Consider the following 12,388-nt stretch of genomic DNA (forward strand, 5'->3'; position numbering starts at 1 on the left):
GCCGAAGCCGAGTTTTATACTCGGCTTTTTTATTATAGTTGCATTCAGCCACAATATTCCCTAGGTTAATAGAATAAATATCAAGGAGGTAATGAATGTCTGAGTTAGCCCTGAAAACCGCCAGTTTTAACCCTAAAGTAAAATCTTACTGGATCACGCTAGGAGTTATTACCTGCTTAGTGTGTTTGGTTGGGATCCCATTAATCCCAATTGTAGCGTTAATAATTTGGATCGTGGCTGGGCGTATGCTTGCGGCTATGTCAGCTAACTTATTAGAGCGTAAGCTAGTAGTAAAACGCGGTGTGTTTTTTAAAGAAGAAAAGTCCATCCCACTTGAAAAAATAACTGACGTCGGGTTAAGCCAAGGCCCGTTGATGCGTTTATTTGGTTTATATCGACTAAGCTTTGAAACCGCAGGTCAGTCTGGTCATGGCGCATTAGTATCGTTACTAGGGGTAGTTGATGCCAGTGAGTTTCGCGAGGCCATCTTAACGCAAAAAGACAATCTAGCCGAAACAAAGCCAAGCAAGGCTAAAGCTGATGAACCACAAAGCCAAGTCGAATTACTCCGAGCTCTCACCTACAGCGTAAAAAACATCGAGCAAATGATGGTCACGCTATTGGATGAGAAAAAGTAAAATTAACTTATTATTGTACTGTGTTTTGCACAAAGAGAAGAAAATGAGAAGTGAATGAGGGTAGAATATTAAATCAATTGACCAGATCAACTTAGCATGAAAGTCGCCATTTATGGCGACAGTAGTGTAATTTGAATAAGTCTTAACTTAATCTGTCAGATGTGATTTTTAGATTTTGATCAAATCTGATAGTCGAATATGTGCCAAAAGCAGCTATTCAGGTATAACTCGTTTCTGCCCCTTTTCGAGTTAGCAAATTGCATATTTTGCAAATTGGTTTTGCCCCAAAACGTGTTGAGGCGAATGCCTCAAAAGAGCGATAAGCGGACACTGAAAAAGTTAAATTAATAACTACTTCTTTGAGTAGGAGCCTAATTTTGTCCGATAACATTATTAAACGCCGTTTTGGGGCAAAATAACATGCTTAATTCCTAGCTGTTTTAATTACTTGTTTACAAAGGTAATTATTGGTGAAATTATCAGGGTATGTAATATACGCCGTTTCGGTGTGTTATAAACCACCAAAATGGTGTTCAATAAGCTGTTAGCTGTTTTGCTATGTTCTAGGCTTTTTTCAAATAAAAACATCGACTTTCTTTTTGTCGGTTAACAATAAAGCAGCCTTTTCTTGATATAAATCAAAAGTATCGTCTGATATAAATTTATCAAACGTATTAATTATTTCTTTCATGTAAGAGGCTCTTACTTGATAAGTCTGACGTTCAGGATATTCTTTAGCAAGTCCATCTAATTTCTCTGAACTATTAGAAAAATACTCCATAACATTAATTTTTTTATCAGGATCTACATCCCCTCCACCATAAGAAAGGATCCTAAGTTTAGACTCTAAACTATTCATATCTTCTCTTTTTTTGGATATTATGGGGTTTCCTGACTTACCTAATCTAACTGGTTCATCACTATCGTATTTTTGTGTGTATTCTCGTTCCATTTCATTCACATTTTTAACAATACTATGAAGTTCTTTTATACTCATATTAGAAAAGTTGAGCTCTTCTTTTTTAAATACTTTTTCATATGCACTTCCCTCAATTAATGATGAATCAAAAGCATTATTGTCTTTTTTTTCTTTAACTTTAGGATCAAGGTGAGTTGTGTTTATATTAATTTTTAAGCCACTTTCGCTTGTTTTAGTAGAAAAGCTTTTTATTTTTTCATCATCACTGTTTGTAAAAATAGATATTTTACTTTCAAATAGAGTAGGTAGTAGATTGGTGCTGATTTTCATAAAAATCCTTTTTCATATGTCGTTTTCTTTTATCGACATAATTTTATAAAACTTAAGCTTTTATTTTAGATTGTTTTCTATTAACGACTCATAGGGCTGAGTCATTAATAGAAAGTTTAACTAGCCACCAGATCTTACTTCATAAGTAATTCCACCATAAGTAGATCCAGTTGTTGTTTTATTTTCAACTTCCCAATAATAAGTGCCTGCATTAAAGATAGAAGTGGAAACTGCTACGCTATATCCGCCAGCAACTCTATCTCCATTGCTATCAACCAAAGTCACTTTGAAATCATGTCCGTCATAGTTTCTTAAAATTGCAAAACCGTATCTACGGCAATTACCACCATCATAAGTAAAGCTTGCAATAGTTCGAGTCTGCTCCAATTTAAGACTAGTGTATCTAGTGTAAATTGTAGGGCTACAACGTTCATATTCACTGGTTGTTTGCTCATTTTTAGCTGCTTCTTCAAAATCAAGAATAGAATTCAATGATGCAACTTGATCATGTTGCTCTTGTACTTGAATCGAAGATGACTCTGTAACCGAAGTATCAGCACTGATTGCATTGAAAGAAAAACTTGCAGCAGCAACAACAAACATTGTTGCAGGGAGTAAATGTGAATATTTCATAACTTAAAATCCTTTATTGAGTTAGTTTACAAAAAGCTATAAATATTTATAGCTCAAATAATACTAATATACTTTTGATAGAGAATCATGTTTTAATTTGGGCAACAGGCAACAGGCAACAGGCAACAGGCAACAGGCAACAGGCAACAGCTAAGCCATTCAAGCAGGACAAAAAACAGTTGGTTTTTGCTCGTGCCTCGCTATTATAACCAACTATTTTTTGCCTCTTAATGGGGCGTTGAGGCTGTAGAATTACTCTTTTTAGGAACGTATCTTACTATTTCGAATTGATTGCTTTTTAACCTTGAACCCATCCGTTCGCTGTGATCTAATAGATATTATTCACCCACGGTAAATCGTTATGGCCAACTACAAGCCTGACTTATCCTGTCAAAATAAATTCATTCCTATCAATTTTGCTGAGCAAATTTTGCCTGGCACATTTGAATATGCTCTTTGTTATATTGTCGAAAACAAGCTCGATTTATCGGGCTTTGACGCGTGGTATAACAACGACAAAACGGGCGCGGCGGCGTATCCGCCATCGGTGATGTTAAAGATTATTTTACTGGGTTATGCACATGGATTAATTAGTAGCCGTCGGATTGCAAAGGCTTGCGAGCATAATATTTTATTTATGAGTGTATCGGGGGATATCCAGCCGCATTACACATCTATAGCGGGTTTTGTGGCTAAAATGCATGAACAGATTGAGCCGCTTTTTACGCAAGTGCTGATGATATGTGATGAGGAAGGCTTGATAGGCCGCAACATGTTTGCCATTGATGGGTGTAAATTAAAGTCCAATGCGAGTAAAGAGTGGAGTGGCACATTCGATGAGTTAGGTCGCAAAAAAGCAAAACTAGAACGCGCAAGCAAACGTATTATTGAACGCCACCAATCACAAGATGGGCTGGGCGAAGAATTGATAACTCAGGATTTAAAACAAAAAGAAAAGCTAGATAAAAGTGCAGGTAAAATCACCGAGTTTTTAGCCACTCACGAAGAGAAAACAGGCAGTAAAGGCAAGCCAGTTAAAAGTAATATCACCGACCCCGACAGCGCGAAAATGACGACCTCAAAAGGGACAATTCAAGGCTACAACGGCATCGCGATAAACGATGATAAACACCAAATTATCCTGCAAGCCTAAAGTATCCCCAAAATTAGCCTTTATATATCAATGAACTAATAGTGTTAAAAAATATGGGTAGTGAGGGAACATTCATGGTGTTTTGTGATCTTATGAATCGCTTAAAAACAACAGAACTAAACACCATGAATGCGTCTACTATTTTGCACAATATGCTCCGCGCTGTCACCCCTAACTCTATTCATAAAGCCAGATTTAATACTCTAGTCGCTGCCGTTAAATCTCTTTTGCACTGTCAGCAATGCACCTTGACATCTATTGGTCGCAATTTGGATTCAAAAACAACTGAAAAACATGATATTAAACGTATTGATCGACTACTCAATAACCACGAGCTTTTGCGTGAGTCGACATCGGTTTATGTTCGCTTAAGCCGTTTTGTGGTCACTGAAAAGCATCCCGTCATTTTGGTTGATTGGAGTCATGCAGATACACAAACCAAATACTGTATTCTGCGTGCCAGCATTGCCAGTGAAGGTCGTTCTTTGACCCTGTATCAGGAAAGTGCATTCAGTTTTCAGTATCATTGCCCAAAAGTTCAAAAACGGTTCTTAAAGATGCTCAAACTGATCTTGCCGGGTGACTGCCGGCCCGTAATTGTGACGGATGCGGGCTTTAAAGTTCCTTGGCTCAAAGCCGTGCGAAACAATGGCTGGCATTATATTAGCCGTGTTCGAGGTACGGCACATTTGAAAACGCAGGGCAGCGATGAGTTTGTTCCATGCCAGTCACTATTCAAGAGCAATCAACGTAAGAGCCAGTATCTTGGCGCGACCGAGTTGACCAAAAGTGCAAAATATCAAACTCATGCAGTGCTGGTTGGCAAGGGACATAAGTTATTAAAAAGAGATAAAAAACGTGGTTATAAGGAGCCTTGGCTACTCGTTTCTTCTCTTCCAAAGAGGCACCACTTTCTCGAAAAAGTACTCAAATTATATGGTATGAGAATGCAGATAGAAGCAGGATTTCGAGATCAAAAAAGTGTTAGGTTCGGCTTAGGCTCAGATCTGCACAGGACAAACAAACTCTATCGATTAGACATACTGTTGCTGCTTGCCACACTGGCTCATTGGTTCTCAATGATGCTGGGGGCAGTGATAGACAAAGCAGGAAAGACAGGCGCTTTTCAAGCTAATTCAACCAAAAAAAGACGAGTAGTGTCATGGGCATTTGTTGGGCTGCGATACTTCAAAAAACAGTCCATTAAACTGCGACGGCGAGATTATTTGGCAGGACTAGCCTATTTCGTACAGGTGGTAGTGCAACTCGATTGGAAAAATATGGATGTGAGTGATGTAATTGAAACTTAATGATTATTTCTGGGGATCCCTTAGCCTGCAAGCTCAAGCGTGGGGTTCAGTGGGTGAACAACAAACCTTACAGCCAGCCATTGCACAATTAAAACAGCAGCTTGCTAAACTCAATACAGAAAAACGGGCAGATGAACCCACGATTAAATTCACTGCAGACAGTGGGTTTAACAGCGAAGTGAATCTTGAATTTATGGCGCAAAGCGGGTTCGATACCTACATTGCGGATAACCAATTTAGAAAAAGAAACCCGCTGTTTAAAGCCAGCGAAACATACGAAACGGAGCAAGAAAAGCGCAGATTAAAACGCAGTAAAGGCAAACCACGACTATTTACCTCAGATGATTTTCATTATGATGAAGCAACCCAAACATGCCGCTGCCCTGCAGGCAATGCCATGTGGCGAAGCGGTATAAATGTAAACAGCCATAACCAAAAATACACCCGGTTCTGCGGTTACTTATAAGACTGTAAAACGTGTCCGCTACAGCAACAATGCATGCGAAAGCCGCCCATTAAAACAGGGCGACAAGTGCAGTTTATCAATAATGAATCACGCAAAAAGCTGAGCTATGTAGACAAAATGAAAGTAAAAATAGACAGCCCGATAGGTCGACGACAATACAGTAAACGACTTGGTTGTATTGAGCCGGTGTTTGGCAACATTACAGTGAATAAAGGCATGAATAAGTTGACCTTACGGGGTCAAGCGAAAGTGAATGCGCAGTGGCAACTGTATTGCCTTGTTCATAATATAGAAAAACTGCAAAACACGATGCATTAAGAAGGGGAAGCCCTTTTAACCTAAAATAAAGCCACTTAAACACCAGTAATAGCTTCCAAAATACCAATTAAAACAACATCAAACACCCACTTTATATTCTGCATAAAATAAGTAATCGATTGAACCAAAATAGGAACTCAGCTATGGTTTGTTTATCAATAAAAAACAAATAAAAAAACGAGTAAATCTACAGGCTCGTTATATTTTCAATCGGAAATGGAGTAATAAATGAATTCAGAAGTCAAAATAGATATATTATTTGCGGGATTATTATTAATTCCGGTATTAATCTTAGCTATTCCATATATTAAAAATAAACTGGTTATTCTTTCACAAGGTAAAGCTTTTTCAATTTTGTCTTTACCTATATCGGCTTATCTAATTTATGATATTTCAATCGAAAGTAACGTTTTCGGCCTAATCGGTTTGTGTGTAGCTTATATTGTTTTCTTTTCTACGTATGCTGCATCAATATCGTTATTGGCTGTTTCAACAAAAAGCGAAGACTTGGCGTAGTAAAAATATAACAAGCCTGATACTGGACCCACTCGACTTTTCGATTCGTTCACTTTGAGCTTTAATCGCTTAGTGATGAACGCAGTAATTTCCCGCTGGATTATTAATCCTTCGCTTTTCGTTTTTACTAAAATGATTATGTCATCAGCGTAACGTGCAAACTTAAGGTGTTTGTAGGTTAGCTTCTTATCTAATTCATCGAGTAAGATGTTGGAAAGCAAAGGGGATAATGGCCCACCTTGAGGGACTCCTTTGGTTGACTCAAACCACAGACCTGTTTCGCGCTCTGCGATCCCCGCTCGTAAGTATTTACCGAGTAGGCGCATGAGTGCTTTGTCTTTGATTTTACGGCTAACACGATTCATCAGCATGTCATGATCTACTTCATCAAAGAACTTAGACAAGTCGATATCAACCGTTGTTTTATAACCTTGTTTAACACAAGATTGAACATGGTTTACTGCTTGACTGGCTCTTTTATGAGGGCGATAACCATAACTATGTGGTGAAAATAGAGGCTCAAAATAAGGACTAATCACTTGAGCAATAGCTTGTTGGATCACTCTGTCGATAACTGAAGGGATCCCAAGCATTCGCTCACCGCCATCAGGTTTGGGTATCATCACGCGTTTGACTGGCAAGGATTGATAAGTGCCGTTAAGTAATTGTTGTTTAATTCCCAGCCAATGTAACTTAGCGAAGTGATTAAATTCTTCAATACTCATATTATCAATACCAGCAGCCCCTTTATTGCGCTTAACATGTTGCCATGCAGCGCCAATATTGTGGTTGCTCAGTACCCTTGTCATCAGGTCATGATTTGTTTGGTTGTATTCATTCGAGGTATTATTCACAGCAGAACGCTGTTCATCACTATCACAACACGGTGATCTATGTGAATTCAAGTTCAATTGTAGTATCTCCTCTGGTTAAGATGTTCAGGCCTTCACCGTGTCCCCTCCATTACGATGGGCGTTTGGCTACTATGCCGTCTGCTGACTTCTGATAAATCACTTTAACGATTACTCGATAAAGCGCGTCTAAACTAACGCTTGTTTACTGCTATTTCGCTCGCTGTAGGTCGCAGCAACCAGAGCGCCTAGGGTTGATCAACCAGCCCCTAACTGGTAATCTCCAAGCGTTAGCGCGGATGCGTGTTTATCAGATCTCCCCGAATAAGGTGCATCGACTTTCTCTGCACAACTGCATCATTTACGGTGGCCGTTAGATCACATGACTTCGCTATCTTGTGCTAGCTCGTCTCCAGCCTACGCCTCATATGATGTTTTTGTTCATCAGCTCACAGATTTGCTAGCGGCTTCCTTCAGACTATCTCTCGCGATTTAGCCCTTGCCATTCGCTAGTAGTTATCGTTTAATAACAGTATGTTATTTAAACGGTGATCTTCCTACAGAGGACTTTCACCTCATAAGTCAATGCCCATGTCGGGCGTACACAAAGCGTTTAAGACAGATTCGCAACGCTTGGCATTTTCAGTTCAAGTTGAGTTTTGTGTTTTCGGTGCAATGGTTTAGGTTAGGTGTTGGTGTTGCTCACTACTTAACGCGGCGTTACGAACGTCCAGAAATGGCACAGAGCCGTCCTTCGGCTCTAACTCATTTCTGTCCAAAAACGAGTTTGAGCGACTGTCTGTTTCTCGCTCATGGCTGTCTGTCAGATGAAGTCTAAACCTATTCATTTAATCTGTAAGCTCAGATATGATCTAGTACATGTAATTAACGCGCTAAAGTACGACCTACGAAAATACCAGCACCTAGGAATTCGTTATCTAATCTCTTAACTTAGGTCTTTTCTCTAAAGCGCAGCGTCTCTTAATCTCTTTGTGAATAAATCATTTTAAGACTTTTGCATGTTTTAGCGAAAGTATATATCCGATAATCCAAGGTAATTCGATTAACTGCAAGGGATACGCATTTCGATGGCTTCGTTGCACTCAAATCAACCCGGCGATCAGCTGATCGCCGGGCTGTTTTAATCTTTCACCTAGAACCTTTCCCCTAGCTCCTAGATACTTTCTTGAGACTTTACCCTTGTATTACTGGCTGACCTGCTAGCATACGTAGTTCTTTACTGCGCTCGGTTTGCATTTCGTATGAAGCGGTTTTAATGCTGCTCACGTAATTCCACTTAGCGGTGGCTTGCTCTGGGGTAAAGGTCACGGTTAAGTAACCTCTATCGACTAAGTTGTTATAGATAAGATCATTGACTAATAGTGCAATAACTTGCTCCATTTGTGCCGTAACTTCAGGTTCTTGTGTATTCAGCGCTAGGTATTCTTCAAGACCAGGCGAAGACACCGAAGAGGTAGCAAATTCTACACCGGCATTTTGTGACGCTGCAATTGGGTTTGCAGCATCAGTAACTAATTGCCCAGCCCAACCGTTATGAGTATCACCCGCTAAAACCACTAAGTTCTTTTGTGCGGCAATGGCAGTACCAAGCAGCACTTCACGTTCGTAGGCGTAACCATCCCATGCATCTAAATTGTATGGTGCAGTAGTATCAACTCGAGCGCGTTCGGCATCAGTAACACTTGGATCGCCTGCAAGCACGCGGCCTTTGATTTGTGCAAGTTCAGCAAATAATGCCGATGCTTGTGCTAATAATGCATTAGTGTCGCCGCCATTTGCTTGGCTGATTTGTAAGCTCACTAGTAGTTGCAGTACTTCAAACGGCAAATGCATTTTGGTCATCAGTACTTGTTGGCCAAGTACCTGCCATTTTGAGTTTGATGTTGTCATGCCATCAGTGAGCCAAGTAAGCTGCTCATTGCCAAGTAATGCGCGCGTTGGTGAGCTTACTGCGTTTGCAAAATCACTTTGTCCTTGTGCACTGGTCAGGTCAAAATCAGCATAGTTTAGTTGCTCATCACGGGCGAGTACACGCGTGTCTAGCATGTATAAAGAGACTAAATTACCAAACTCAAAGCGACGGTAAATTCGTTCTTTATCTGCAACGTTACGGATTGGCATCCATTCAAAATAGGCCTGTAGGGCATGTAGCTTACGTTCGCTAAATTCACCTTCTCCTTCATTATGGTTTTCTGCGCCATTTTGCCATGTGTCATTGGTAATTTCGTGGTCATCCCACACAGTAATAAATGCACAGCGGCTATGCGCAGCTTGCAGGTTTTCGTCTTTACGATAATGGGCGTAACGTTTGCGATAATCCGCTAAAGAAATGATTTCATCGCTATTGTCATCAGGCAATAAACGACCAAGTTCGGCGGCATCTTCAGTGGCATAACCTGTATTACCATATTCATAGATGTAGTCACCTAAGTGAAGTACTGCATCTAAATCGGTTTGTTTTGCGATTTCACCATACACATGAAAGTAGCCAGCAGGGTAGTTAGCGCAAGAGACAACGGCAAGTTTTACTTGTTCTATATTGCTAGTTGGAAGCGTTTTACCTGCTCCCGTAGGTGAAGTTTTACCATTACTTATGAAGCGGTAGTAATAGGTGGTGTTGGCATCAAGACCTTGCAGATCAACTTTTAAGGTGAAGTCGGTAGCATCGCTTACCTGTGTTTCGCCATCATGGCTTATGGTTGTGAAGTTAGCATCTTTTGAGGCTTGCCAAACTACGTTAACACTCGTGACGTTTTCAAGTGGAGTTATGCGAGTCCAAATAATCAGACTGTCAGCGAGCGGGTCGCCACTGGCAACACCGTGATCAAAGCTGACAGGGGTTTGCTTTGTGGCTTCGTCATCATCGTCATTGAGACTACAGCCCGTTAAACCGAACGATAAAACGGCGGCGCCAAAACCCGCCGCCGATGCTTTTAAAAAACGTCTCCGTGTAAAAGTCATTGCTCTGTACCTATGAGTAGAAAAGTACGAGCTTATCCGACCAGTGTTACTATTCTATGAAGCTAAAACACTTGGCAAATTTGTTCTGTATTACAGGTAATTACCGTAACATTTTCGTAGCCAACACGAGTTAGCGCTTCGGCACTGAGTGTGGCACGGGCACTACTTGCACAGTGTAAATAAATGGGTCTTGCAGGATCTTTTTCAATTTCCATTAATTTCATTTCAAGTACACCGCGTGGGATATTAATTGCACCTGTTGCTGCTTTAGTGGCGTGTTCAGCAGGCTCACGTACGTCAATTAATAAACCATGGTTTTCGCTTAATTCTCACGGCAAGATCATTATAAATTGAACTTATAGAATATGTAGTGATCAGATCAAGGCATAATAATCACCTTGGTCACGTAAAATATGAGCGCTACTTTTCTGAAACACTTTAATTCAATTACCGATCCTCGCATTGAACGCTGTAAAAAGCATGAGCTTATCGATATTCTCCTTTTAGCCATTAGTGCAGTAATCTCCGGTGCACAAGGATGGGAGGATATTGAAGACTTTGGGCATCTAAAACTTGATTGGTTAAAAAGATATGGCGCTTTCAACGCGGGTATTCCAAGACACGACACCATAGCCCGTGTCATTTGTCGGTTAAAATCAGATGAAATAGAGCATGCATTTCAATCTTGGATATCTTCACTTATTGAAACCACGGGTGCTGATATTATTGCTATGGATGGAAAAACTGCACGTCGTTCATTTACAACCAAAGATAGAAAAAGTGCTTTACATACCGTCAGTGCATGGAGCTGCCAACACCAGTTAGTTTTAGGGCAAACAGCCGTTGATAGCAAAACAAATGAAATCACAGCCATACCTGAGTTACTCACCATGCTAGATATTGAAAATAGCATCATTACACTTGATGCTATGGGCTGCCAGCAAGAAATAGCGAAACAAATAATTAAACAAAAAGCTGATTATATCCTAGCGCTCAAAGGTAACCATTCAGGTATGCAGAGTGAATTAGAAGCTTGGTGGCACAAGAGTGAGCGCGAAGGATTGACCAATAGCAACTATGATAAACATACCGAAATAAGCTCAGGGCATGGGCGCATTGAAACAAGGGTTTGTCAGCAATTGCTTATTGATAAAAGCTGGTTAGATAAAATCTACCAATGGTCTGGCTTAAAGAGTGTTATTCAAGTAACCGCTGAGGTTCACGATAAATCATCAGGTACAGACACGATAGAAACGCGTTGGTATATTAGTTCGTTAGCGTTAGGTGCGGAGCAAGCACTTAATGCGGTACGAAGCCACTGGCAGGTTGAAAGTATGCATTGGATGTTGGATATGAACTTTAGGGAAGATGAATCAAGAATCCGTAAGAAGCAAGGACCCCTTGTTTTTAACGTAATGAGAAAAATAGCCATGGCGTTATTTAAACAAGATACAACTAAAACAGCCAGTATGGCGAGAAAAAAGAAAATGGCAGGGCTAGACGATGATTATCGCTCAACCCTGTTAGAATCTGGGATTAAAATGCGCTAGCCGTGGCTTAATTCTTGTTTTGCTTGATTAGCGCTAATGCGACGCTGGTTTGGAGCAATAATTTTCATTAAGTCAGGAATTGGGGTCAGCATACTAATCCTCCATGCCAAGTTTGCGTAAAATGGTGATCATTGGGCACCACTTAGTGAATGCGGATTGAATTAAGTTTAGAGCAATAAATACCGTAAACCAAATCCACAGCGGACTGTGAAACTGTTGTAGCAACAATGAAATACAGATCATTACACCAGCAATTAAGCGAAGCGCGTCATTTAGTTTCATAATAAGACCTCGATAACAGAGTGGTGTATTTAATATATTAGATAACACTACATTAGTAAATTCTAATATTAGACTTTTCTAATATATCAATCTATACTTTAGCGGTATTTTAAGAATATAGAGTAGTGTGATTATGAACATCGATTTTGCGGCTATGGCCGACAATGTGGAACAAGCAGAGCAAATGCTAAAGATACTGGCGAATAAAAATCGCTTGATGATCTTATGTTCCCTACAAGATGGTGAAATGAGCGTGAGCGAATTAAACGAAGCTGTGCCGTTGGCGCAGTCAGCATTATCGCAACACTTAGCGGCGCTGAGAAAAGCTCAGATCGTCGCGACTCGACGCGAAAGCCAAACCATCTATTACCGTGTAATAGATAAGAATGTAGTGGCTATTCTTGCAACTTTATATGGTTTATTTTGCAAAGGTAGTTAGG

At 40.2% G+C, this 12,388-nt stretch carries 13 protein-coding genes and 2 pseudogenes; 7 read left to right on the top strand and 8 right to left on the bottom strand.

Annotation, left to right across the window (positions count from 1 at the left end):
• The first annotated feature begins 95 nt into the window (after positions 1-95).
• Positions 96-638 (top strand): PH domain-containing protein, encoded by a 543-nt coding sequence (locus NDQ71_RS13435; protein WP_192543028.1) that lies wholly within the window; start codon positions 96-98, stop codon positions 636-638.
• A 574-nt stretch (positions 639-1,212) separates the two neighbouring features.
• On the opposite strand, the gene NDQ71_RS13440 is transcribed toward NDQ71_RS13435, so the two are convergent.
• Complete coding sequence (locus tag NDQ71_RS13440) at positions 1,213-1,887, bottom strand: hypothetical protein (protein WP_013463096.1); 675 nt, start codon at positions 1,885-1,887, stop codon at positions 1,213-1,215.
• 120 nt (positions 1,888-2,007) lie between these two features.
• A complete protein-coding gene (locus tag NDQ71_RS13445) occupies positions 2,008-2,520 on the bottom strand; it encodes a hypothetical protein (RefSeq protein WP_024604506.1) in 513 nt (170 codons plus the stop codon).
• Between the two features lie 361 nt (positions 2,521-2,881).
• Between NDQ71_RS13445 and NDQ71_RS13450 the strand changes: the two genes are divergently transcribed.
• From NDQ71_RS13450 to NDQ71_RS13465, 4 genes are all read left to right on the top strand, one after another.
• Positions 2,882-3,673 (top strand): transposase, encoded by a 792-nt coding sequence (locus NDQ71_RS13450; RefSeq protein WP_301561733.1) that lies wholly within the window; start codon positions 2,882-2,884, stop codon positions 3,671-3,673.
• A 92-nt stretch (positions 3,674-3,765) separates the two neighbouring features.
• On the top strand, positions 3,766-4,983 hold the full coding sequence (locus NDQ71_RS13455) for an IS4 family transposase (protein WP_301562640.1): 1,218 nt from the start codon (positions 3,766-3,768) through the stop codon (positions 4,981-4,983).
• Positions 4,973-5,449: a hypothetical protein gene (locus NDQ71_RS13460; RefSeq protein ID WP_301561734.1), complete on the top strand. Its 477-nt coding sequence runs from the start codon at positions 4,973-4,975 to the stop codon at positions 5,447-5,449. The genes NDQ71_RS13455 and NDQ71_RS13460 overlap by 11 nt, the downstream gene beginning before the upstream one ends.
• A gap of 33 nt (positions 5,450-5,482) precedes the next feature.
• The gene (locus tag NDQ71_RS13465) at positions 5,483-5,767 is read left to right on the top strand and encodes a transposase (RefSeq protein ID WP_301561735.1); all 285 of its coding nucleotides are present in this window, start codon (positions 5,483-5,485) and stop codon (positions 5,765-5,767) included.
• A 437-nt stretch (positions 5,768-6,204) separates the two neighbouring features.
• Here the strand turns inward: NDQ71_RS13465 and ltrA are convergent, their stop codons facing one another.
• The 4 genes and pseudogenes from ltrA to NDQ71_RS13485 form a co-directional block, all read right to left on the bottom strand.
• On the bottom strand, positions 6,205-7,194 hold the full coding sequence (gene ltrA, locus NDQ71_RS13470; RefSeq protein WP_301561736.1) for a group II intron reverse transcriptase/maturase: 990 nt from the start codon (positions 7,192-7,194) through the stop codon (positions 6,205-6,207).
• 620 nt (positions 7,195-7,814) lie between these two features.
• Positions 7,815-7,982, bottom strand: coding sequence for a hypothetical protein (locus NDQ71_RS13475; RefSeq protein WP_301561737.1), 168 nt, complete (start codon positions 7,980-7,982; stop codon positions 7,815-7,817).
• A gap of 346 nt (positions 7,983-8,328) precedes the next feature.
• Positions 8,329-10,116, bottom strand: a complete 1,788-nt coding sequence (locus tag NDQ71_RS13480; RefSeq protein ID WP_301561738.1) for an alkaline phosphatase — start codon at positions 10,114-10,116, stop codon at positions 8,329-8,331.
• A gap of 62 nt (positions 10,117-10,178) precedes the next feature.
• A pseudogene (locus NDQ71_RS13485) lies at positions 10,179-10,445 on the bottom strand (rhodanese-like domain-containing protein); the annotation flags it as partial.
• Positions 10,446-10,529: 84 nt separating this feature from the next.
• Between NDQ71_RS13485 and NDQ71_RS13490 the strand changes: the two are divergent.
• Positions 10,530-11,666, top strand: coding sequence for an ISAs1 family transposase (locus NDQ71_RS13490; protein ID WP_024602346.1), 1,137 nt, complete (start codon positions 10,530-10,532; stop codon positions 11,664-11,666).
• An 8-nt stretch (positions 11,667-11,674) separates the two neighbouring features.
• Here NDQ71_RS13490 and NDQ71_RS24415 read toward each other — a convergent pair.
• Positions 11,675-11,758: pseudogene (locus NDQ71_RS24415) on the bottom strand (rhodanese-like domain-containing protein); the annotation flags it as partial.
• A 1-nt stretch (position 11,759) separates the two neighbouring features.
• Positions 11,760-11,948 carry a DUF2892 domain-containing protein gene (locus tag NDQ71_RS13495; RefSeq protein ID WP_054562832.1) on the bottom strand — a complete coding sequence of 63 codons (189 nt, stop codon included), beginning with the start codon at positions 11,946-11,948 and terminating at the stop codon, positions 11,760-11,762.
• A 133-nt stretch (positions 11,949-12,081) separates the two neighbouring features.
• Here NDQ71_RS13495 and NDQ71_RS13500 point away from each other — a divergent pair, with 133 nt between their 5' ends.
• Positions 12,082-12,387, top strand: coding sequence for a metalloregulator ArsR/SmtB family transcription factor (locus NDQ71_RS13500; RefSeq protein WP_062568294.1), 306 nt, complete (start codon positions 12,082-12,084; stop codon positions 12,385-12,387).
• Position 12,388: the final 1 nt, after the last annotated feature.

Source organism: Pseudoalteromonas sp. KG3 (genome assembly GCF_030436385.1).
Classification (GTDB): domain Bacteria; phylum Pseudomonadota; class Gammaproteobacteria; order Enterobacterales; family Alteromonadaceae; genus Pseudoalteromonas; species Pseudoalteromonas prydzensis.

Excerpts from the sequence above, each read along its gene's own strand:
- NDQ71_RS13490 (WP_024602346.1), top strand. The coding sequence starts at position 10,530 with ATGAGCGCTACTTTTCTGAAACACTTTAATTCAATTACCGATCCTCGC.
- NDQ71_RS13440 (WP_013463096.1), bottom strand. The coding sequence starts at position 1,887 with ATGAAAATCAGCACCAATCTACTACCTACTCTATTTGAAAGTAAAATA.
- NDQ71_RS13475 (WP_301561737.1), bottom strand. The coding sequence starts at position 7,982 with ATGAATAGGTTTAGACTTCATCTGACAGACAGCCATGAGCGAGAAACA.
- NDQ71_RS13500 (WP_062568294.1), top strand. The coding sequence starts at position 12,082 with ATGAACATCGATTTTGCGGCTATGGCCGACAATGTGGAACAAGCAGAG.
- NDQ71_RS13435 (WP_192543028.1), top strand. The coding sequence starts at position 96 with ATGTCTGAGTTAGCCCTGAAAACCGCCAGTTTTAACCCTAAAGTAAAA.
- NDQ71_RS13445 (WP_024604506.1), bottom strand. The coding sequence starts at position 2,520 with ATGAAATATTCACATTTACTCCCTGCAACAATGTTTGTTGTTGCTGCT.
- NDQ71_RS13495 (WP_054562832.1), bottom strand. The coding sequence starts at position 11,948 with ATGAAACTAAATGACGCGCTTCGCTTAATTGCTGGTGTAATGATCTGT.
- NDQ71_RS13450 (WP_301561733.1), top strand. The coding sequence starts at position 2,882 with ATGGCCAACTACAAGCCTGACTTATCCTGTCAAAATAAATTCATTCCT.
- NDQ71_RS13455 (WP_301562640.1), top strand. The coding sequence starts at position 3,766 with ATGAATCGCTTAAAAACAACAGAACTAAACACCATGAATGCGTCTACT.
- NDQ71_RS13480 (WP_301561738.1), bottom strand. The coding sequence starts at position 10,116 with ATGACTTTTACACGGAGACGTTTTTTAAAAGCATCGGCGGCGGGTTTT.
- NDQ71_RS13465 (WP_301561735.1), top strand. The coding sequence starts at position 5,483 with ATGCGAAAGCCGCCCATTAAAACAGGGCGACAAGTGCAGTTTATCAAT.